Origin of the sequence: Lacticaseibacillus sharpeae JCM 1186 = DSM 20505 (assembly GCF_001436225.1) — a bacterium.
GTDB lineage: Bacteria > Bacillota > Bacilli > Lactobacillales > Lactobacillaceae > Lacticaseibacillus > Lacticaseibacillus sharpeae.
Map to the genome: position 1 here is coordinate 42,025 of NZ_AYYO01000003.1, position 22,710 is coordinate 64,734.

General features: G+C 55.2%; 17 protein-coding genes and 1 pseudogene. 13 read left to right on the forward strand and 5 right to left on the reverse strand.

From position 1 onward, the window contains the following. Positions 1 to 26: 26 nt before the first annotated feature. The gene (gene nrdH, locus FC18_RS00465) at positions 27 to 254 is read right to left on the reverse strand and encodes a glutaredoxin-like protein NrdH (protein ID WP_054676647.1); all 228 of its coding nucleotides are present in this window, start codon (positions 252 to 254) and stop codon (positions 27 to 29) included. 331 nt (positions 255 to 585) lie between these two features. Here nrdH and nrdF point away from each other — a divergent pair, with 331 nt between their 5' ends. Next, positions 586 to 1,596 (forward strand): class 1b ribonucleoside-diphosphate reductase subunit beta, encoded by a 1,011-nt coding sequence (nrdF, locus tag FC18_RS00470; protein WP_056975279.1) that lies wholly within the window; start codon positions 586 to 588, stop codon positions 1,594 to 1,596. 1 nt (position 1,597) lies between these two features. Continuing rightward, entirely contained in the window at positions 1,598 to 2,086 is a 489-nt protein-coding gene (locus FC18_RS00475; RefSeq protein WP_054676645.1) for a class Ib ribonucleoside-diphosphate reductase assembly flavoprotein NrdI, read from the forward strand. Between the two features lie 368 nt (positions 2,087 to 2,454). On the opposite strand, the gene carB is transcribed toward FC18_RS00475, so the two are convergent. From carB to argF, 3 genes are read right to left on the reverse strand one after another with little or no spacing between them, the layout of a single operon-like run. Next, positions 2,455 to 5,580 (reverse strand): carbamoyl-phosphate synthase large subunit, encoded by a 3,126-nt coding sequence (gene carB, locus FC18_RS00480; RefSeq protein ID WP_054676749.1) that lies wholly within the window; start codon positions 5,578 to 5,580, stop codon positions 2,455 to 2,457. Further along, positions 5,573 to 6,664 (reverse strand): carbamoyl phosphate synthase small subunit, encoded by a 1,092-nt coding sequence (locus tag FC18_RS00485; protein WP_420806072.1) that lies wholly within the window; start codon positions 6,662 to 6,664, stop codon positions 5,573 to 5,575. The genes carB and FC18_RS00485 overlap by 8 nt, the downstream gene beginning before the upstream one ends. A 36-nt stretch (positions 6,665 to 6,700) precedes the next feature. Further along, entirely contained in the window at positions 6,701 to 7,723 is a 1,023-nt protein-coding gene (gene argF / locus FC18_RS00490) for an ornithine carbamoyltransferase (RefSeq protein WP_054676641.1), read from the reverse strand. 255 nt (positions 7,724 to 7,978) lie between these two features. Between argF and FC18_RS00495 the strand changes: the two genes are divergently transcribed. The 6 genes from FC18_RS00495 (at position 7,979) to FC18_RS00520 (ending at position 15,946) form a co-directional block, all read left to right on the forward strand. Continuing rightward, the gene (locus FC18_RS00495) at positions 7,979 to 9,205 is read left to right on the forward strand and encodes an argininosuccinate synthase (RefSeq protein WP_056975281.1); all 1,227 of its coding nucleotides are present in this window, start codon (positions 7,979 to 7,981) and stop codon (positions 9,203 to 9,205) included. 153 nt (positions 9,206 to 9,358) lie between these two features. Further along, entirely contained in the window at positions 9,359 to 10,744 is a 1,386-nt protein-coding gene (gene argH / locus FC18_RS00500; protein ID WP_054676638.1) for an argininosuccinate lyase, read from the forward strand. Then, positions 10,745 to 12,208 (forward strand): ABC transporter substrate-binding protein/permease, encoded by a 1,464-nt coding sequence (locus tag FC18_RS00505; RefSeq protein WP_054676635.1) that lies wholly within the window; start codon positions 10,745 to 10,747, stop codon positions 12,206 to 12,208. A gap of 158 nt (positions 12,209 to 12,366) precedes the next feature. Beyond that, positions 12,367 to 13,629, forward strand: a complete 1,263-nt coding sequence (locus FC18_RS00510) for a hypothetical protein (RefSeq protein WP_056975282.1) — start codon at positions 12,367 to 12,369, stop codon at positions 13,627 to 13,629. A 181-nt stretch (positions 13,630 to 13,810) separates the two neighbouring features. Continuing rightward, positions 13,811 to 15,259, forward strand: a complete 1,449-nt coding sequence (locus FC18_RS00515) for an ABC transporter permease (RefSeq protein ID WP_056975283.1) — start codon at positions 13,811 to 13,813, stop codon at positions 15,257 to 15,259. A gap of 18 nt (positions 15,260 to 15,277) precedes the next feature. Further along, positions 15,278 to 15,946, forward strand: a complete 669-nt coding sequence (locus tag FC18_RS00520; RefSeq protein WP_056975284.1) for an ABC transporter ATP-binding protein — start codon at positions 15,278 to 15,280, stop codon at positions 15,944 to 15,946. Positions 15,947 to 16,006: 60 nt separating this feature from the next. Here the strand turns inward: FC18_RS00520 and FC18_RS00525 are convergent, their stop codons facing one another. Further along, a complete protein-coding gene (locus FC18_RS00525) occupies positions 16,007 to 16,888 on the reverse strand; it encodes a LysR family transcriptional regulator (RefSeq protein WP_054676626.1) in 882 nt (293 codons plus the stop codon). A 144-nt stretch (positions 16,889 to 17,032) separates the two neighbouring features. Between FC18_RS00525 and FC18_RS00530 the strand changes: the two are divergent. The 5 genes and pseudogenes from FC18_RS00530 to FC18_RS00550 form a co-directional block, all read left to right on the forward strand. Then, a pseudogene (locus FC18_RS00530) lies at positions 17,033 to 18,697 on the forward strand (malolactic enzyme); the annotation flags it as partial. Between the two features lie 29 nt (positions 18,698 to 18,726). Then, a complete protein-coding gene (locus FC18_RS00535) occupies positions 18,727 to 19,707 on the forward strand; it encodes an AEC family transporter (protein ID WP_056975286.1) in 981 nt (326 codons plus the stop codon). A 287-nt stretch (positions 19,708 to 19,994) separates the two neighbouring features. Next, on the forward strand, positions 19,995 to 21,086 hold the full coding sequence (locus tag FC18_RS00540) for an ABC transporter ATP-binding protein (RefSeq protein ID WP_054676621.1): 1,092 nt from the start codon (positions 19,995 to 19,997) through the stop codon (positions 21,084 to 21,086). Between the two features lie 2 nt (positions 21,087 to 21,088). Then, positions 21,089 to 21,916 carry an ABC transporter permease gene (locus FC18_RS00545; protein ID WP_054676618.1) on the forward strand — a complete coding sequence of 276 codons (828 nt, stop codon included), beginning with the start codon at positions 21,089 to 21,091 and terminating at the stop codon, positions 21,914 to 21,916. Beyond that, a complete protein-coding gene (locus tag FC18_RS00550) occupies positions 21,909 to 22,709 on the forward strand; it encodes an ABC transporter permease (protein ID WP_054676616.1) in 801 nt (266 codons plus the stop codon). Before FC18_RS00545 ends, FC18_RS00550 begins: the two co-directional genes overlap by 8 nt. The last annotated feature ends 1 nt before the right edge of the window (position 22,710 follow it).

Genomic DNA, 22,710 nt, shown 5'->3' on the forward strand with positions numbered 1-22,710 from the left:
CAGTCAATATTCGTCGCGGGTTGCGCTTAGTTCAGTTTTGCCAGAGCGTCGGGGCGGAAACCAGAGAAGGCGCTCATGCCGTCAGCTTCGACCACCGGGACAGCCTTGAAGCCCTGCTGCTTGAGGTAGTCGACGCATTCGGGTTCGTTATTGATGTTGTGTTCCGTGAAGGGGATGTTGTGCGTCTGCAAGTAGTTGCGCGTCATCCGGCACTGGGGGCAACCATTCTTTGTGAAAAGAGTAATGTTCTTCATATCTAATATCCTCGCTAACTTGGGGCTACCCACTACTGGTTGTGGGTGCCACTTACTTAATGTCAACATTATACTTGATATTGATAATCGGTTCAACATGGGCACAATATCTTGTGGGTGATGAAAAACGCATGTAAACCGCGTCGCCGCGCGCTTTAACACAAGCTACCTACTTTTTGCCGGCCAAAAATTAAATTTTGCCGCATAAATGTAACTTGAGCATCGTTTGCCCCCGTGCTAAAGTTTGGCTATACGTAACTAAAGCGGCCGACTGCGCGTACCAAACGGGCGTTATTCATTCCTGTCGCAAGCGAGTAAACGGAGGGCAACCATGACGGACAAATTAAGTGATATTGGGAATTACAAGACCATTAACTGGGATCGCGTTGATGACGCGATTGATAAGGCAACCTGGGAGAAGCTGACTGAACAGTTCTGGCTGGATACCCGGATTCCGGTCTCCAACGACACGAACGACTGGCGTGAACTCGATGATACGCACCAATGGGTGGTTGGCCACGTGTTCGGGGGGCTCACCCTGCTCGATACGGTGCAATCACAAGACGGGATGCGTTCGCTGCAGTTGGGCGCCGTGACCCCACACGAAAAGGCGGTGCTGAACAACATTCAGTTCATGGAATCCGTGCACGCGAAGTCATACTCCACCATCTTCTCCACTCTGAACACGCAAACGGAAATCGACGAAATCTTCCACTGGTCAGACTCCGAAGAATACCTGCAGAATAAGGCCCGCTGGATTGTTGACTTATACCGCAACGACCCGGATCCGCTGCACAAGAAGGTGGCCAACGTCTTTCTCGAAACTTGCTTGTTCTATTCCGGGTTCTACACCCCGCTGTATTACCTGGGCAACAACAAGCTGGTGAACGTCGCTGAGATCATCAAGCTCATCCTACGTGACGAATCTGTGCACGGCACGTACATTGGCTACAAATACCAGGTGGGTTACAACCAGCTCAGCCAGGCCGAGCAGCAGAAGCAGGATGACTGGGCGTACGATTTGCTCTACAAACTGTACGCGAACGAAGAAAAATATGCGTCCCTGTGCTACGACCAAGTAGGGTGGACGAACGACGTGCTGACCTTCGTCCAGTACAACGCGAACAAGGCGCTGATGAACCTGGGCAAAGAGGGCTTGTTCCCGACCACGGCCAGTGACGTGAACCCAATCATCATGAACGGGATTAACACCACGACTTCGAACCACGACTTCTTCTCGCAGGTGGGGAATGGCTACCTGCTGGGCCAGGTTGAAGCGATGAGCGACGACGATTACACAATCGGGATTGACGACACGCTCCCAGATGAGGGGGACAAGTAAAATGGCACCATTACGCATTGTTTATATCAGTATCTCCGGCAACACTGAAGCCTTCGTTGAAAAGGTGGCGGAACTGGCGGCCAAAGAACACGCCAAAAATGCGGACAAGCCGCTGGTTGAGGCGTTTGAGTACAGTGAACAGTTTGACGAACGCATCTTCGACCAGCCGTACTTCGTGTTCGTGCCGACGTACCTCGATGGGGGCGACGGGATCCACACCGGCTACCACGAAATTCTGACCATTGATCTACGCGATGAACTGGATGCTGCGAACACCGCGAACATGCTGGGCATTGTGGGCAGTGGCAACCGCAACTTCAACGCCCAGTTCGGCCTCACCGCAAAGCACTATGCACGCCGGTTCAACACGCCACTCATTGGCCTGTACGAACTGCGCGGTAACGACGAAGAGGCTGCCTTAATCTACGGGCGGATGCAAAAGTACGCACATAATTACCAGCTGTCGGGTAAGAAACTCGCGTTGGCATAATATTAACTCAAGGCGGCACCCGAATTGGGGGCCGCTTTTTTGCGATGGGGCCAAAAATGCCAGGAGCTGACGGAATTTCCACCAGCTCCTGGCATTTAAAAGTGATTGAGCTATAACGTGCAGCTTACACAAATGCAAAAATGAAAACAAGTTCTATTGAATATCGGCCCGTATTGGTTGTGCAAATCGTTATTATATTAAGTGTAGGGAGGCCCCCCAACCTCCTAACAAACCAAACTTACACTCCCAATGTTCCCCATATTCATCCCGCATGACGCGTGGCTAGTACGCTGTGGTTGATTTTTCCACAGGGTAGTGCCAGGCGTTTTTTGCATGCTTAAGGTTATTTTTCTTGGGGACGCTCCACGTTATGCGTGCGCTGTGAGGTAGGCCATCAGCGTATCGATACAGGTGAATAGTGGCACCTTGTGGACAATGGCCAGTTCGCGCAGGGCGACGGCGTCTGCATCCTCGGTGGGGACGGTGCTCAGGATGAGACCAAGCTGCTTAGCCCGAATGGCGGTCAGCGGCTGTTCGCAGAGGGTTGCGTGGATGCCGGCCGCCGTGAGGTAGGTGATGGCATCCTGGTCGCCGGTGAGCTTAAAGCCAGCTTGCTGTAAGGCGCGGGCGGTTGCCACCATCTCGTTCAGTGTGTGCTTGTCCGCACTGATGTAGGCGATGAGCGGCGTGGTGGTTGCGGGCACCTTAGCGCCAGCAAATACGCGGGCGAGGGCATCAGCGTAGGTGGCACCACTGCCCATGACTTCACCGGTTGACTTCATTTCGGGTACTAGCAAGGGGTCAACGCCCGGCAGCTTCGTGAAGGAGAAGACGGGGGACTTGACGTGGATGCTGGTCGGTTCTGCCACCAGTCCCGTGGAGTAGCCGTATTCGCTCAGTTTATGCCCGAGCATTGCGGCGGTCGCAAGTTGGGTCATCGGGACGTTGGTCACCTTGGAGATGAACGGGACAGTCCGGGAAGCGCGCGGGTTAACCTCAATCACGTAGGCGGTGTCGTTATGGATGACGAACTGCACGTTCATGATTCCGACTGTGTGCAGCTCGTGCCCCAGCGCAATTGCCGCATTGATGATTTCGTGTTTCACCTTGGCTGACATTTGTTGGGGTGGGTAAACGGACATTGAGTCACCGGAGTGCACCCCGGCGCGTTCGATGTGCTCCATGATGCCGGGGATGACCACGGTTTCGCCATCCGCGATGATGTCGGTTTCGGCCTCGGAGCCGGTCAGGTAGGAGTCCACCAGCACTGGGTGGTTATGCGAAATCTTGACGGCGCGGTCGATGTAGTCTTGTAGCTCGAACGAATTGTGCACGATTTCCATGGCGCGCCCACCCAGCACGTAGGATGGGCGGATCAATACGGGGTAACCCAGTTCGTCTGCGGCTTGCAAGGCTTCTGCACTCGTCATCGCGGTTTTGCCTTGGGGCTGCGGCAGGCCCAGTTTTTTGATCACCTGGTTGAACTCTTCCCGGTCCTCTGCCCGGTTAAGGTCACTGAGCGTGGTGCCCAAGATCTTGACGCCCGCCGCGGCCAGGCTGGCGGCCAGGTTGATGGCGGTTTGGCCCCCGAACTGGACGACCACCCCAACTGGCTGTTCGAGGTTAATCACGTTCATCACGTCCTCGAAGGTCAGGGGTTCGAAGTACAACTTATCGGACACGGAAAAATCGGTGGAAACCGTCTCGGGGTTGGAATTGATGATGATGGCCTTGTAGCCGCACTTGCGGATGCTTTCGGCTGCATGCACCGTTGCGTAGTCGAACTCCACGCCCTGGCCGATGCGAATCGGTCCGGAACCGAGCACCAGCACGGAGGGGGTGGTCAGTGGGGTTGACTCGGTGTACTGGTCGTAGCTGCTGTAAAAATACGGGGTGCTGGAAGCAAACTCTGCGGCAACCGTATCGACCATTTTGTAGACTGGGTGCAGACCTTGCGCATCCCGTGCACTGGCGATTGCGGCTGCAGAGGTGTTGGTCAAATTGGCGATGGTTTGGTCCGCCAGTCCGTACTTCTTCGCGGTTGCCAGGAGTTCAGGGTTCAGCGGCGCACTTGCAGCCAATTCCTGCTCGATTTCGGTGATGTGCAGCAACTTATCGAGGAAGAACTCGTCGATTTTGGTCACCGCGTGGATGGTGTCGATGGTGACGCCACGCCGCAGCAGCTCGGTGATTGTGAAAATCCGGTCGTCCTTAGCCGGCATCAGGTCGGCGAGCAGCGCCGCGGTGTCCACGTCGGGGTAGCGCTTATCGGTCAGACCGGTGACACCAATTTCGAGCGACCGCACGGCTTTGTTCATGGCTTCTTCGAGGTTGCGGCCAATCGCCATGACTTCCCCGGTGGCCTTCATCTGGGTACCCAGCGTCCGGTCGGCGGTGGTGAACTTGTCAAATGGCCAGCGCGGAATCTTGCACACTACGTAATCCAGGGCTGGTTCTAGTTCGGCCATCGTTGCGCCGGTGACGGGGTTGACGATTTCGTCGAGGGTCAACCCGACCGCAATTTTGGCGGCCATCTTGGCAATCGGGTAGCCCGTTGCCTTGGAAGCCAAGGCACTGGACCGCGAGACTCGGGGGTTCACTTCGATGATGTAGTACTGGTCACTTTCGGGATCCAGTGCCATCTGGATATTGCAACCACCCTCGATTTTGAGGGCACGAATAATCCGCAGCGCGGCGTCACGCAGCATCTGTAGTTCGTGGTCGGCTAAGGTTTGCACCGGTGCCACCACGATTGAGTCGCCGGTGTGGATGCCGACAGGGTCGAAATTTTCCATCGAGGCCACAATCAGCGCGTTGTCGTGGTGATCACGCATGACTTCGAATTCGATTTCCTTAAACCCGGCGATGGACTGCTCGATTAACACCTGGGTAACGGGTGACAGGTCCAAGCCGTTCGTCGCAATCGCACTGAGTTCGGTGGCGCTCGCGGCAATCCCGCCGCCGGTGCCACCCATAGTGTAGGCGGGCCGGACGATTACGGGGTAACCAATCTGCGCAGAAAACGCCAGGGCTTCGTCGACGGTGGTTGCTACGGTGGAGGCGGGGATGGGTTCACCCAGCCGATCCATGAGTTCCTTGAAGAGTTCCCGGTCTTCGGCTTCCGCAATCGCGCTCATCTTCGTGCCGAGCAATTCAATGTGCAGCTCGTCCAGAATTCCGGATTCGGCCAGTTCACGGGCCATGTTCAGTCCGGTTTGGCCGCCAAGCGTAGGCAAGATGGCATCGGGCCGTTCGGTCTGCAAAATGGGCTTGAGTGCCGCCAGGGTGAGGGGTTCAATGTAAATTTTGTCGGCCATTTCCTGATCAGTCATGATGGTTGCGGGGTTGGAGTTGACCAGCACCACGTTATAGCCTTCTTCGCGCAGGGCAATGGCCGCTTGGGAGCCTGAGTAGTCGAACTCAGCGGCTTGCCCGATGATGATGGGGCCGGAGCCAATGATGAGGATTTTGTGAATATCAGAACGTTTAGGCATGGTGTATCTCCTTTTGGTGCTGCAGAATGTTGGCCTTGAAGTCAGCAAATAGGTCTGCGTAATCGTGCGGACCCGGCGCCGCGTCGGGGTGGAATTGGACGGAAAAGGCTGCGTGGTCCGCCAGTTTTAGGCCCTCAACGGTGTGGTCGTTAATTTCTTCGTGGGTAATGGTGAGTGCGGTGCTTTGCAGTGACTGGCGGTCAACGGCGTATCCGTGGTTCTGGGAGGTGAAGCCGATGGTGCCCGTTTTGAGGTTGCGGACGGCGTGGTTGAAACCGCGGTGCCCGAACTTCATCTTGAACGTGGTCGCGCCGTTTGCCAGGGCAAATAGCTGGTGGCCAAGGCAAATCGCCATCAGGGGCAACTGGTCCTGGAGCGTACGAATCACGGGCAGCACCTCCGGCAAGCTTTCTGGGTCGCCGGGGCCGTTGGAGAGCATCACGCCGTCAACATTGGCCGCGAGGATGGTTGCTGCCGGGGTGGTCGCGGGGAAAACCACGGTTTGCAGGCCAATCTGATTGAGGGCACACAAAATCGAGTCCTTGAGGCCAAAGTCAAGCACCGCAACGCGTGGTGCGTCAGCAGGCAGGGTGGCTGTCTGGGTCAGTGCCTGGTCGGTCACGTGCGCCACTTGGTCATTGATGCCCGTGCGCGCCTTGGCCGCCGCAATTACGGCGGGCGTCACCTCGTCAACAATGAGGGCCTGCATGACCCCAGCGTCACGAATCGTGCGGGTGAGTTCCCGGGTGTCCACGTCGGTGATACCGGGTAAATCCTGCTCTGTGGCCCAGTCCGCGAGGCTCATCGTGGCCCGCCAGTTCGATGGCCGCCGGGCGAGTTCGTGACAAATAATGGCGCTGGGCTTGGCCCCATTTGATTCATAGTCGGCGGGATTGACCCCGTAGTTCCCGATTAACGGGTACGTGAAGGTCAGGATTTGGCCGAAATATGACGCGTCGGTGATTGCTTCCTGATAGCCGGTCATGCCGGTGGTGAAGACGACTTCACCCGCCGTGGTTTTGGCGCTGCCAAAGCCGGTACCGGCAAATACCTGGCCATTTGCAAGAACTAAGTAGCGTTTCATGTGCTTCATTCCTTTGTTATGCGTTGCAAGATCAACTTATTCTTCAGTTAGGGCCCCGATAAACAGGTGGCCCAGGCTGGCAGCCATGATGGCTTTGATGGTGTGCATCCGGTTTGCGGCCTGCTGGAATTGCTTGGCAAACGGGGCGGAGAACACTTCGTCGGTGATTTCTAGTTCTGTTAGGCCGAACTGTGCGTGGATGTCCTGCGCCAGCTTGGTGTTAAGGTCGTGATAGGCGGGTAAGTCGTGCATCACGATGGTTGAATCCTTGCCCGTCTTCTGCACGGCTGCCATGTTGAGCTGGTATGGCTGCAGCAGTTTAATCCGTTCTGCCCACTGATCTTCTTCACCCATGGACGCCCAAATGTCGGTGTACAGAACGTCACTGCCAGCAACGCCCGCGTCGAGGTCATCGGTAATGAGCAGTTCGCTGCCGGTTTGGGCGGCAAACTTCGCGGCAATGGCTTGGACTTCAGCGGTTGGCTGGAGCGTCTTGGGGCCGACCAGGTGAATGTTCGCGCCCAGCATTGCCCCGGTAACCAGCAGCGAGTTGGCGACGTTGTTGCGCGCATCGCCCAGGTAGGTCAGCGTGATCCCCTTGATGTGGCCGAACACTTCATCGATGGTCATGAAGTCGGCGAGCATCTGGGTGGGGTGCCATTCGTCGGTCAGACCGTTCCAGACGGGTACCCCGGAGTATTGTGCGAGCCCCTCAACGATTTTCTGGTCGTAACCGCGGTATTCGATGCCATCGTACATTGAGCCGAGCACCTTGGCCGTATCAATGAGGGATTCCTTCTTGCCGAACTGGATGTCCTGGGCGCCCAAGAATTCGGGGTGGGCACCGAGGTCAGTGGCGGCGACGGTGAACGATGACCGGGTCCGCGTGGAGGTCTTGGCGAAGAGCAAGGCGATGTTCTTGCCGGCCAAGTAGTGGTGTTCAATATTGTGTTCCTTCAGGTACTTGAGGTGTTCCGCCAGCTTGATTAAGGTGTACAGCTCAGCGCCAGTGAAGTCTTTTTCTGCGAGTAGGGATTTGCCCTGGAAGTGTTCATTCATGATTTAGGTCTCCTTATATAGGAAGTAGTTGTTGGGGGAACGGACTGCGTGTCGCGCTCCTTATTTTTATTCATAAATGCAGTATACATCAAATGTAAGAATATGCAACATTTGAAAATAAAAACGCAAATATTTGCCAAAAAATGCATATTAGGTGTTTATTTTTATGAAAGCTGGTGCTATGATACATTCATCGAGTTAATAAGCATAAAACAAATTGCATATATTAATGCATAAACGTGGAGGATATTCATTATGACAAAGAAGATTGTTCTGGCATATTCAGGCGGTTTGGACACATCCGTTGCGATTCCGTGGCTCATGGATCGCGGCTATGAAGTCATTGCCGTGAACCTGAATGTCGGCGAAATGGACAAGGACGTCGACTTCATTAAGGAAAAGGCCATCAGCATTGGCGCCATTGCCAGCTACGCCATTAACGCCGAAGAAGAATTCGCCGCTAATTACGTGGCCCCAGTAATTAAGGCCAACGCGCTTTACGAAGGTGAATACCCACTGGTGTCCGCACTGTCCCGCCCACTCATCATTAAGAAGCTGGTGGACATCGCCCACGAAAACGGGGCGGTCGCCATCGCCCATGGTTCAACGGGGAAGGGGAACGACCAGGTCCGGTTCGAAGCCGCCATCCACGCGCTGGATCCCGACATGGCCATTGAAGCGCCAATCCGTGAATTCCACTGGAGCCGTGAAGAAGAAATCGACTACGCCAAGGAACACAACGTACCGGTGCCAATCGGCAAGAAGTCCCCATACTCCATTGACCAGAACCTCTGGGGTCGGGCCAACGAATGTGGGATTTTGGAAAACCCATGGAACCAGGCACCAGAAGATGCGTACGCTTTGACCGTACCCGTTGAGGAAGCGCCTGACACACCAGAATTCATCGATTTGACCTTTAAGGCAGGCTTGCCCGTTGCCATTGACGGTGAAGAACTGCCACTGTACAAGCTGATTCTTAAGCTGAACAAGATGGCCGGCGCCCAAGGGATTGGCCGGATTGACCACATCGAAAACCGGCTCGTGGGGATTAAGTCCCGTGAAATCTATGAAGCACCCGGTGCTGCAGTCATCATGACCGCGCACAAGGACCTGGAAGACCTGACCTTCGAACGCGACGTGGCGCACTTCAAGCCCCTCATTGAACAGCAGATTACCAACACCATTTACAACGGCCTCTGGTACTCACCGCTGATGGATTCCCTGCAGGCATTCGTTGACGACACGCAGAAGGTGGTCAACGGGGTGGTGAAGATGAAGTTGTTCAAGGGGACGGCCACCGCCGTTGCGCGGAAGTCCGACACGAACTCCCTGTACGACGAGAACCTGGCGACCTACACGTCTGCCGATTCCTTCGACCAGCAGGCAGCGGTCGGCTTCATCAAGCTGTGGAGCCTGCCAAGCACGGTTTACTCACAGGTTAACGGCAAGACGGCGAAGAAGCCCGAACTGTCTGAAAACTAACGGACGCATTTTGCCGGCAACCACTGACATATCCGTTGCACCGGTCAACGGAACTTTCCATTAAACACTTAGCTTAAGGAAAAAAGATGGGTCATTCGCCCGGCGCGAATGACCCATCTACATAATGACAACAATTCTGAGGAGGACATGATTATGGCTGTGAAAAAAATGTGGGGTGGGCGCTTTACCGCCGTTAGTCCCGAATTTGCGCAAGAGTTTGGTGCCTCCATTAGCTTTGATCAGGTGATGGCCGCCGAAGATATCGAAGGTTCCATCGCCCACGTCACCATGCTGGGGACCACGGGGATTTTGCCCCAGGCCGATGCGGACAAAATTAAGGCCGGGCTGCTTGAAATTCAAAGTGAGTTGGCCGCGGGCAAACTGGAATTTGATGTGGCCAATGAAGACATCCACATGAACATTGAGGCCATCCTCACGGCCAAAATTGGGCCGGTGGCGGGCAAACTGCACACCGCCCGCTCGCGTAATGATCAGGTGGCCACTGACTTCCACCTGTGGGTAACCCACCGCCTGCCCGAAGTGACTGCGGCCATCAGCAAGTTGCAGGCAGTGCTCGTGCAGCTGGCAGAGGCTAACGTAGAGACCATTTTGCCGGGCACGACCCACTTGCAGCACGCCCAGCCGATTTCACTGGGGCATTACTTCATGTCCTATTACTCAATGTTGCAGCGGGACAAGGAACGCTTCCAGTTCAACCAGCAACACGCAAGCATCTCACCGCTGGGAGCTGCCGCGTTGGCCGGGACAACCTTCCCGATTGACCGGCAACAAACCGCGGATCTGCTGCATTTCAACAGTGTCTACACCAACTCGCTGGATGCAGTGTCCGACCGTGACTTCGCAGTCGAGTACCTGAGCAACGCGGCGCTGCTAATGATGCACCTGTCCCGGCTGTCTGAGGAACTAATCATCTGGGCCAGCTTCGAGTACCAGTACGTGGAGTTGGATGACGCATATTCGACCGGCTCATCCATCATGCCGCAGAAGAAGAACGCTGATTATGCCGAACTGATTCGCGGCAAGGTTGGGCGAGTCTATGGTGATTTGACCAGCTTGCTCACGGTGATGAAGGGCTTGCCCCTGGCATACAACAAGGACATGCAGGAAGACAAAGAGGGCGTGTTCGACGCGACGACCACCATCATGGGCAGCTTGCACGTGATGACGGGGATGATGTCCACGCTACACATCAAGCAGGACAACATGGCGGCGGCCGTGCAGAACGACTTCAGTAACGCCACCGAATTGGCCGACTACCTGGCGACCAAGGGGCTGCCGTTCCGCCAGGCCCACGCCGTTGTGGGTCAACTGGTCTTGACCGGGATTAAGACGCACACGCCGCTACAGGACATGCCGCTAACCCAGTTGCAGGCGGCCAGTGACCTGATTGAAGCGGATGTCTACAAGGACCTGGATCCGGTCGTTGCCGTTGCCCGACGCACCAGTTTTGGTGGTACTGGCTTTGATTCAGTTCGCGCCCAGATTGCGCTGGCGCAGAAGCAGCTTGAGGAAGACTAAATGAAATTATGGCAGAAAATTGGCTTTGCCTTACTGACTAGCGTGACGCTGGCGGCGGGGCTAAACGCAAAGCAGGTAACGGCCGCAACCAAGACCGACCCGACACTCACGAAAATCGAAAAGGCCGGCGTGGTTCGCGTCGGCGTGTCGCCCGATTACGCACCGTACGAATTTCACAGCACGGCCAGCGGGAAGGACAAAATCGTGGGGTTTGACATCACGATGGACAAACTGCTAGCTAAGCGGCTCGGAGTGAAGCTGAAGCTCGTGCAGATGGACAACGATGCGCTGCTCGCGGCGTTGGAATCTGGCAAGGTGGATCTGGTTGTTTCCGGGATTACGCCCACGCCCGAACGGGACAAGATGGTTGATTTCACCATTCCGTACTTCAACGACCCGAACGTGGTGCTCGTGAAGAAGGCCGACAAGAACAAGTTCAAGTCGCTGAGCAGCTTCAAGAACGCTAAAATCGGTGCGCAAATTACCACCATTCAGGAAGATCAGGCCAAGAAGTACCTGAAGGGCGCGACGGTCACCTCCCTGAAGAAGGTCACGGATGAGGCCGCACAGCTCAGTCAGGGCAAACTGGACGGGATTGTGGTGCCAACGACCACGGCGAAGTCCTACATCATGCAGGATGGTAGCTTCGCCATCGCGCCCGTGAAGATTCCTGGTGGGGGCGGCGAATCCGCCGTCGTGCTGCCAGAAGGGTCCACGGCGCTGCAGGCGAAACTGAACCACATCCTGAAGACTGAGGTGATTGGCAAGCCCATCCGCACGTGGCGGGATGCAGCCATCAAACAGATGACGGTTAAGAAGTCGTTCTTGAGCAAATACGGCCCGTACTTCCTGAAGGGGACTGAGTACACGCTTGGATTAGCCGTTATCGGGGTGGCGCTTGGCTTCGTGCTCGGCACCGTGCTCGCAATGATGAAGCGGTCCAAGCTCTGGATTCTGAAGGCACTCGCGAACATCTATATTGAGTTCGTTCGGGGCACGCCGCTACTCATTCAGGTCTTCATCGTGTTCTTCGGGACGCAAATCATCGGCCTGTCCGTCTCCGGGTTCGTTTCCGGGGCCATCGCCATGTTCCTGAACTCGGGGGCGTACGTGGCCGAAATCATTCGGTCCGGGCTGAACTCCGTGCCGAAGGGTCAAGAAGAAGCCGCGCGGTCGCTTGGGTTAAGCGGTAGTCAGACCATGCAGCTGGTGGTGTTGCCGCAAGCATTGCGGACGATTCTGCCGGCGCTGGGGAATGAATTCGTGTCGGTCATCAAGGAAGGCTCCGTCATCTCGGTTATCGGGGTCGGCGAATTAACGTTCCAGACCTCCGTGGTGCAGGGGGCGTCGTTCCGGGCGTTCCTGCCACTCATGATTACTGCTGGGATATACTTTGTCCTCACGTTCGGGCTGACCCGGCTGCTCAGGTTGATGGAAAAGCAATTCAGTAAGGCAAATGCATAATTACGAATCAGGGCGGATTTCGCCCTGATTTTTTGCATTCTGGCGGTGAAATTTAGGCGATAATTAACCCGATATTGCTCATCTGCACCTAGCATTGTTTCTGCGATTACGGTACAGTTTGCGTAATCAAACTTTTGCGTGTATTGGGGGCAGAATTCGTGCAGACATTTTTCATCATCATGGCCGTGGCCATCATGTTGGCGTTTGTTGCTAGCATCTTGGTTGTGCGGCGTCTGGACCAGCAAGTGGAACAGATTCAACTTGAGGCGCACAAGGAGCTGTTCCCCCAGCAAATCTGGGGTGCCCGGCGCGCTTTTCGGCGGAATTTGCGGCGAACGCATAAGCAAGTGCAAATGTGGCGGATTCTCGGCGTTACTTTCGGCGTCATCACGGCGCTCCTGCTGCTGTTCGTCTTGTTTCTGCAATTTGTGTCCGCTCCGGTTGGACTAGACGGGTCCGCGCTGCTCGTGTGGTTTTTCAGCGGTTCGAATTTGTTGCGGACCAACCTTTTGTGGGTCGCTGCTGGAACCGGAATTCTGGCTGGTATTTTTGCCGGCGTTGGCGAATGGCAAATCGTACAGCTGGAGATTGCGGGCAATGGCGACAATGCCCGCGTTGTCTTCTGGGAACCGGAAGCAGTGTCCAGCAAGCGCCTGAAGGTACGGTTAGCGGATGCGGCATTGCTCGGCGTCACGCTATTTGGTCTAGCCATGGCGGGCCAGTTGGGGGTGCTGCCGGACACACCGTCTGGGCTTTCTGCGCTTGCAGGAGCCATGAATACTGATGCTAGCGAATCCACTAGTGCTACTAGCACTGCCGCTACAACCAGTAGTACGGATTCTAGCGCTGCTGGTTCCAGTTCTGCGGCTACTTCACGTTCTGGTAGTGCTAGCGACGATAACCAAGTGCCCAGCAACAAGGAAGCCAGCACGACTGACGTCTTCGCCGCCACGCCAGCTTCTGCTAGTGTACTGGCCAAGGTTACAGACGCGGACAAAGCCGTGATGTACTACATGACCTATTATTCCTTCCTCGGCAAGGACGCGTATTCCCAGTTTACGGGTAATTCTGGTGGTGGCAGCTACTATTACCAGATTGTGCATAACGGCGGGCAATTGTTCATTGCCTACTACTACACTCTGGCTGGCACCACTTATTACACTAATTATGCTTATGAAGTTAATGGAACGATGACGTTATACGCGCTGAACGGGGTACAGGGTAAGAAAACCAAGCTGACCGACATGACCAGCATGAGTATCAATCAGGGCACGGTGACCCCGACCGCCGAACCGCAGTCGGATCCGGTCAGTGTCGCGAAGGTTGTGGGCAATTATTTCCAGCAGACAGGCTACAAACAGGATGGTTACAAGCGGGTCCAGAATAACCTTAAACCGGGCGTGCAGATGACCGCATATTAAGCAGTGAAAATTCAGTGGTGGACGTTACTTTTAGTGCGTACGCCATTGAATTTTCCCGTTTAAAGGCAAATTTGCACGCATTCTGTTCACATTTTGCACGAATTTGGCCAGTAAATTGGGTACCAGAGATAAGGGCGTTGCCACGGCGGCGCTCAATATATTATTGATGGGAGCAATTTTTATGAATTTTGCCAAACGTGCATGGCTGAACCTGATTGCCAAAAAGGGGCGGACGGCACTACTGATTCTGGTTACGTCCGCGATTATGCTGTTCGTGCTGGCCGGAATCCTGATTCGCGGGGCGGCAACCACCGCCACCGAGAACGCGAAGGATTCGGTCGGCGCCACCTTGACGCTGAGTGCCAACCGGCAAGCGGCGTTCAAGAAGATGCGGTCGAGCTCGACTTCGGGCAGCAAGCCTAGTCTGTCGATGTCGCCGGTCAAGCTCAGCACCGCCAAGAAGATTGCCAAGCTGAATAACGTTGAGAGTTACTCGGCGACCGTGTCCACCTCGGCCAACGCTAAGGGCTTCGACGCCATCGAAACCAGCAGCGATTCGAGCGGGTTCGGCGGCAAAATGCCTGGGGCCACCAGCAGTGGGGACATCACGGTTAGTGGGGTGACCAGCACCGCCAGCAGCACCAACTTCAGTAATGGGACCTATTCCATTAAGTCTGGCCGCGGTCTGACCAGCAAGGATGTCGGCACGAATAACATCGTGATTGAGTCGGAACTGGCCACTCAGAACTCCATTAAGGTCGGCGACACCATTAAGCTGAAGTCAACCACCGGCACCAAGAAGACGTACTCGCTCAAGGTTGTCGGGATTTACAAGGCGAAGAGTAGCAGTTCCACGCAGATGGGGCCTGGTCAGTCTGATCCAAGTAACACCGTGTTCACTTCATACACCTTCGCTAACACGCTGAAGGGCAGCAAGTACAAGAACACTGCTGATTCCGTTGTCTTCACCGTTTCCAAGCCCGCCAAGGTGGCGAGCGTGAAGAAGGCGGCCAAGCAGTTAATCACCAGTAAGTTCAGTTTGACGGCGGACGACGCAACGTACCAGACCGTGAAGGCATCCATGTCGACCGTGACGAGTTTTGCCAACAAGATTGTCTGGCTTGTCGCGATTGCTGGGACGATTATCCTCGCGCTGATTGTCATCCTGATGATTCGCGAGCGCCGGTTTGAAATCGGGGTTCTGCTGTCACTGGGTGAAAAACGCGGCAAGATTATCGCCCAGTTCTTCACCGAATTATTGGTCATTCTCCTGATTGGGGTGGGCGTGGCCGGCATCGGCGGCAAGTTCGTCGGCGATAAACTCGGGCAGCAGCTCATTACCTCCACGCAGACGACCACAACCAGCTCGAGCTCCATGGGCGGCAACATGCCTGGTGGTCAGGGTGGCCCTGGTGCCAGCAAGAGTGGTTCCGCGCCAAGTGGCCAGATGGGCGGTCGTGCCAGTCAGTTTGCGGCCCAGCAGCAGAAGCAGGCGAAGCTGACGACGAAGGTGACTGCCGCGGATATGGGGATTCTCTTCGCTCTGGGATTAGTAATCATTTTGATTGCCATCCTGGCCGGGGCGGGTGGTATCCTGCGACTCCAGCCGAAGAAAGTCCTGATTGGTTAAAGAAAGGAGCGGCAAGCAATGCTAAATACCAATAAATTAGGTTACTGGTACACCCACGAGGAGGATTACCTCTTCAAGGATGTTGACCTCACTTTTAACGCCGGCCACTCGTATGCCATCGTAGGCCAGTCGGGTTCCGGGAAAACGACCCTGGTCTCGCTCCTGGCCGGGCTGGATAAACCCAAGTCCGGATCAATCGAGCTGAAGGGCAAGGACTTGAACAAGATTGGCCTCACGACGTATCGTCGGCATGACGTGGCGATTGTCTTCCAGGCGTACAACCTGTTCACCTACATGTCCGCAACGGAGAACTTGATGACGGCTATGGCCATCACGGAGTCGAAGCACAAGGGCGACAAGACCTACGCCCAGGATATGTTGCGCAAGCTCGGGTTGACCGATGACCAGATGAAAAAGAACGTCCAGAAGCTCTCCGGGGGCCAGCAGCAACGTGTGGCCATCGCCCGCACCATGGTTTGTGACGCGCCACTGGTAGTCGCCGACGAACCAACCGGGAACCTGGATGAGACGAATACCAATGAAGTCATCGCCTTATTCCAGAAGATTGCCCACGAGCAGGGCAAGTGCGTGATTATTGTCACCCACGAACCCGATGTGGCCAAGCAGTGCGACGGTGTGATTCGCCTCGCTAAGCGTGAATTCACGTGGGAAAAACAGCCCGCATAACTGATACAGACAAAGAAACAGCGCCGGCCCAGAATGTTGGGCCGGCGCTGTTTCTTTACGTTAGGTGGGGTTGTAAGCCAGCAGTTTTTTCAAGTTCCGCTGCATCGGCGAGAGCACCTGGTGTTTGCGGTGGACGATGGAGATGCAAAATTGCGGCTGGTCGGGATCACTGAGGTGCAAGGTTTGCAAGTCATCGTCCGGGGTGACGGCCAGGTCGACTAATAGCGCAATGCCGACGTTCTGGTGCACCATCTTCTTGATTAGGCCGACGTCGCTGGTGCGGAACACAATCCGGGGATGCACGTGGTTCGCCGCAGTCAGGCGCCGAAATGCCTCGGAGTGCATGAAGCCGACGGTCAGGGAGACGAATGACTCGTGGGCCAGTTCGCTAAAGGCAACTTGGCCCCCGTGCCCCAATTCCCGCTGCTTGCTGGCGATGATGGTGAATTCCGGCTGGGCCAGCTGGGTGACGTCTAGGTCGGGTTCGTCCAGCGGGCCCACGCTGCCAAGCAGGGCCATTTCGAGTTCGCCGTTGCGCAATTGGGCGAGCAGTTCCCCAGATCCCGCCTCCACGGTGCGCAGGTGCTGGACGAGGCCGTGCTCCAGCAGCCGGTCAACGGTGGAGGGGAAGAAGTAGTTGCCGATAATTGGCGGCAGGCCCAGGGTGATAATTTCTTGCTGCAGGGCGGTGATTTCGCTTTGTGTCTGGTCGAGTTCACGCAGGATGTTCTGCGCGTGGGCTTCCAGCTGCCGCCCGGCGTCGGTCACGGTGATGGTGTTATGGCTCTTGTCGCGGTGAATCAGTTCAATGCCGTACATTGTTTCGAGCCGCTTTAACGCGAGCGACACTGTTGGCTGACTCACCTGAAAATAATTGGCGACGAGCGAAAAATTTTTTAATTTACATAATTGGGTGAAATATTCTAAATCGCGGGTGTTCATCTAAACGCCGTCCTTCCGCCGTTTCCAGCTTGCTTATAAATATATTTTATCACAGCTGCCGTGTTTGACTATATTTTTTTGCCCCGTGTATTGTAGATATCGTAAGCAACGCGGTGATTACCGCAACGATTCACGAATACGGAGGATATAAATATGCGTTATACACCAGAACAAATTTTAAACGACCCATTCCTGAACAAGGGCACTGCCTTCACGCAGGCTGAACGCCAGCAGTACGGCTTGGCCGGCATCTTGCCCCCAGCGGTCCAGACCCTGGACCAGCAGGTAGCACAGGCCTACGCCCAGCTGCAGAGCAAGCCAAGTGACTTGGAAAAGCGGATTTTCCTCATGGATATCTTCAACCACAACCACGTGCTGTTCTACAAGCTCTTCTCCGAACACATCGCTGAATTCATGCCGATTGTGTACGACCCAACCATTGCCGACACGATTGAAAACTACAGTGCACTGTTCATTGAACCTCAAAACGCTGTGTACCTCTCCATCGACGACCAGGACAACATCGCTAGTGCCCTGCGTCACGGTGCCAACGGTCGCGACATTCGTCTGATCGTGGTCACCGACTCCGAGGGGATTCTCGGGATTGGCGACTGGGGTACCCAGGGGGTCGACATCGCCGTGGGTAAGCTGATGGTCTACACGGCCGCTGCCGGGATTGACCCAGCCAACGTGCTGCCAGTTGTCCTGGATGCCGGGACCAACAACGAAGCACTCCTGAACGATGACCTGTACCTTGGTAACCGTAAGCAGCGGGTCTACGGCGACGAATACTACAATTTCGTCGACAAGTTTGTGGCGGCTGCGCGCGACCTGTTCCCGAAGCTCTACCTGCACTTTGAAGACTTCGGCCGTAGCAACGCGGATAACATCCTGAACAAATACCAGGACAAGATGACCACCTTCAACGATGACATTCAGGGCACCGGGATTATTACCCTTGCCGGCATCATGGGTGCCCTCAACATTTCCAAGCAGAAGATGACCGACCAAATCTACATGAGCTTTGGTGCCGGGACTGCCGGGGCTGGGATTACCAAGCGGATTTACGATGAATTCATCCAGGCGGGCCTCAGTGCTGAAGAAGCCAAGAAGCACTTCTACATGGTTGATAAGCAGGGGCTGCTCTTTGATGATGACGACACATTGACCCCACAGCAGCGGCCATTCGCCCGTTCCCGGAGCGAATTCGCTAACGCCGACGAATTGACCAGCTTGGCTGCAGCGGTTAAGGCTGTGCACCCAACAATCTTGGTCGGTACTTCCACCGTTCCCGGTACGTTCACCGAAGATATCGTGAAGGAAATGGCGGCCCACACCGAACGCCCAATCATTTTCCCACTGAGTAACCCCACCAAGCTGGCGGAAGCAAAGGCGGAAGACCTGATTGCTTGGACTGATGGTCGCGCACTGGTTGCTACCGGGATTCCGGCCGCACCAGTCGAATACAAGGGTGTTACCTACGAAATCGGGCAGGCCAACAACGCGCTGGTTTACCCAGGTCTTGGCCTCGGGACCATCGCCGCAACGGCCACCTTACTCACGGACGGCATGATTTCTGCTGCTGCCCACTCGCTGGGCGGGATTGTTGACCCTGACCAGCCAGGTGCTGCCGTATTGCCACCAGTCAAGAAGCTGGATGTCTTCAGCCAGACCGTGGCCAACGCGGTTGCTGCCGCAGCGGTTGCCGAAAAGCTGAACGCAGAGCCAATTGCCGACGTGCAGAAGGCCGTGGCTGACATGAAGTGGGTACCTGAATACAAGGCCCTGAACATCGACGCCGAACTCTAATGCCATTAGGCTAGTTGTGGAGGAAAAATATGACTGCTTTAACAACATCAATCCAGAGCATCTTGACCATCGTGCTCATCATCGCGCTGGGTTACATTCTGCAAAAGAAGGGCTGGTTCGACGATAAATTCGGCGGCACCGTGTCCACATTACTGATGAAGGTGGCACTGCCTGCGTCCATCTTCATCTCGGTCCTTGAACGCCTGACGCTCGACAAACTGATTAGTTTATCCAGCGGCCTGGTTTATGGCTTCGGTGGCGTGATTCTTGGTTACATCATCGCGTTCATCCTGGTTAAGGTACTGAAGGTGCGCCCTGGCCGCCGCGGGACCTTTATCAACATGTTCGTGAACGCCAACACCATCTTCATCGGTTTGCCCCTGAACCTGGCGTTGTTTGGGGATAAGTCCCTAGCGTACTTCCTCGTTTACTATGTTGTGAACACCGTGTCAACGTGGACACTTGGTGCCTTCCTCATCGCAAATGATGACCCAACGAAGCAAAAGGGCGAAAAGGGTGCAGCCTTCAACTGGAAGAAGCTCTTGCCACCACCACTGCTCGGATTCCTGGTTGCCCTGGTCTTCCTGCTGCTGCGGATTCCATTCGTGAACGTCCCAGCCTTGAGCTTCGCCGTGAACACCCTCGATTACGTCGGTAGCCTGGTAACGCCACTGTCCCTGATTTACATCGGGATTGTGCTGGCCAAGGCCGGCCTAGGGAGCATCAAGTTCGACCGCGACACCATCGTGGCCCTGCTTGGCCGCTTCGTGCTGGCGCCAGCGCTCATTGCTGGCCTCATCGTCCTTGGCGCCCACATGGGGAACGCCCTGCCAAGTCTTGAAGCTCAGACGCTGATTGTCCAGGCTTCCGCTCCTGGTCTGGCCGTGCTGCCAATTCTGGCGGATCAGGCCCACGGGGATGTGAAGTACGCAACCAACGTGGTAACCACATCCACCATCCTGTTCGCCGTCGTGGTGCCAGTCATCATGATGCTGATTCAGGGAATGTAAGTAAACAAAAACTTCTGCGCTCAGCGTGGAAGTTTTTTTGTTGCCGCCAGTGGTCGTTTCTGTTGCAACTAGTTTACATTTGCAGCAGAATCGCGGGTACCATCCGTGAAGACTGGTACCTATAGCATTTTTTGCGTATAATAACAACCGGACCTTTGGGGAACCAGGGGTCCATTTTTGAGCAGTCCGGCCCACGGACGTTCAAATTGGTGGGCCACTGTGCCTGCCGCTGCAGGGGAGCGTGGCGATACCTGCAAGCACACACAGCGCTATGGGAGGCGGAAATTTTGGGCGAACCGATTGTTGAATTGCACCACGTGTTTAAGAGCTACGACGATACCGTTGTTCTCGATGACATTGATATTACCCTGGAGGCAGGGAAGTTTTATACGTTACTGGGGCCCTCAGGTAGTGGGAAAACCACTATTCTGCGGGCAATTGCAGGCTTTCTTAATGTTACCAGTGGGGATGTAGTGATCGCGGGTAAACGTGTGAACGATATTCCAGCGAATCTGCGGCAGGTCAATACGGTCTTCCAGAATTATTCGTTGTTCCCGCACATGAACGTGTTTGAAAACATTGCTTACGGGCTGCGCATTCGCAAGGTCGACAAGGCAATGATTGAGACGCGGGTTATGGATGCGCTGAAGAAAGTCCGGCTGGAGAATCTTGCCAACCGGGAAATCAGCGAACTTTCTGGTGGCCAGCAGCAGCGTGTCGCAATTGCGCGCGCGATTGTGTTGGAGCCAAAAGTATTGCTGCTGGATGAACCACTCTCCGCACTGGACGCCAAGTTGCGTAAGGACATGCAGTACGAACTGCGTGATCTGCAACAGCGGCTCGGCATTACCTTCCTGTTTGTCACGCATGATCAGGAAGAAGCCTTGGCCTTGTCCGACGAAATTTTCGTCATGAATGACGGCAAGGTGCAGCAGAGTGGTACGCCAGTTGATATCTACGATGAACCAATTAACCACTTCGTTGCGGACTTCATCGGCGAAAGCAACATCGTCGACGGCCGGATGGTGGAAGACTACCGGGTTGAATTCAACGGGAAGGTCTTCGACTGTGCCGACGCCGGGATGCGGCCGAACGAACACGTTGAAGTCGTGCTGCGACCAGAAGACCTTGACGTGGTGCCCGTGGATAAGGGGCGCGTTGCCGTACGGATTGACACGCAGCTTTTCCGCGGCGATTTTTACGAAATCGTCGCGTACGATGACGGGCAGAACGAATGGTTGATCCATTCCACCAACCCGGCACCTGAGGATGTAGAACTGATGGGCCTGTACTTCGACCCAGAAGACATTCACGTTATGCGTTTTGGCGAGTCCGAGGAGGATTTCGACGCCCGTCTCGAAAGTTACGAGGGGGAATAGTCATGCGCAAGAACGTCAATACTGCTTTCTACATTCCCTACGCACTGTGGCTCGGGCTGTTCGTGATTGCCCCGATGCTGCTGATTTTCTACCAAAGCTTCTTTGATATTAACCACAACTTCACTCTCAGCAACTACACGACTTACTTCCAGTCCGGGACGTACCTGGCGATGACCTTTAACTCGGTCTGGTACGCGTTCGTGATTACGGCGGTCACGCTGCTGATTAGTTACCCGGCTGCTTACATCTTGCACTACATGAAGCATAAGCAGCTGTGGCTCCTGCTGATTATCCTGCCGACGTGGATTAACCTGCTCCTGAAGGCGTACGCGTTCATCGGGATTTTCGGCCAGGATGGCGGGGTGAACAACTTCCTGGGTTTCTTCGGCATTGCGCCGCACCAGATTCTGTTCACCGACGCCGCCTTCATCTTCGTGGCGGCCTACATCGAGATTCCGTTCATGATTCTGCCGATTTTTAACGGCATCGAGGAATTGGACGAAAGCCTGGTTAACGCCAGCAAGGACCTCGGGGCGAGCCCGTGGCAGACGTTTACGAAGGTGACCTTGCCACTGACCATGAGTGGGGTCAAAAGTGGGGTGCAGGCCGTGTTCATCCCCAGCCTGAGCCTCTTCATGTTGACCCGCCTGATTGGGGGGAACCGCGTGATTACGCTGGGGACCGCCATTGAAGAGCACTTCCTCACCACCATGAACTGGGGGATGGGTTCGACAATCGGGGTGGTCCTGATTGTGGCCATGTTCATCATCATGTTCCTTACCGGCGAACGCGCCAAGCACCGCGTGAAGGGAGGGCGACACCATGCGTAAATTCAAATGGGGCCACCTCTACCTCGTGTTCGTATTCATCGTGCTCTACCTGCCGATTGGCTACCTGATTGGTTTTTCCTTCAGTGATGGCGAGCGCATGAGTCACTTCAAGGGCTTCACGCTGCGGCACTATGCCGAACTGTTTAACGATCCACGGATGATTCAGATTGTGCTGGACACGCTGCTCGTGGCGCTGCTCGCTGGCCTGGTTGCGACAATCATCGGCACGTTTGGCGCGATGGCCATTAACCGGACGAGCAAGGCGGTTGTGCGCAACACAGTGTTGTCGCTGAACAACATCCTGATGGTTAGTCCCGACGTTATCATTGGGGCCAGCTTCTTGATCTTCTTCACCGCTTTGAACGTGCCCCTAGGCTTCATGTCGGTGCTGCTGTCCCACATCGCCTTTTCGATTCCGATTGTGGTGCTGATGGTGCTGCCGAAGCTCAAGGAACTACCGGGCACGATGCTGGATGCTGCCGAGGATTTGGGGGCGACGAACTTCCAGGTACTGCGCGACGTCATCTTGCCGTTCATCACCCCGGGGATTCTGTCCGGGTTCTTCATGGCGTTCACGTATTCGCTCGATGATTTTGCCGTTACCTTCTTCGTGACGGGTAACGGGTTCCAGACGCTGGCGGTTGAAATTTACGCCCGCGCTCGGCAAGGGATTAGTTTGGAGATTAACGCGTTGTCTGGAGTTATGTTCCTGTTTGCTTTGGTCTTAGTAGTTGGGTACTACTTCGTCCAGCAGGCGCAGTCCAGTCGGCGGCAGAAAAAGGGGGGTCGTTAAA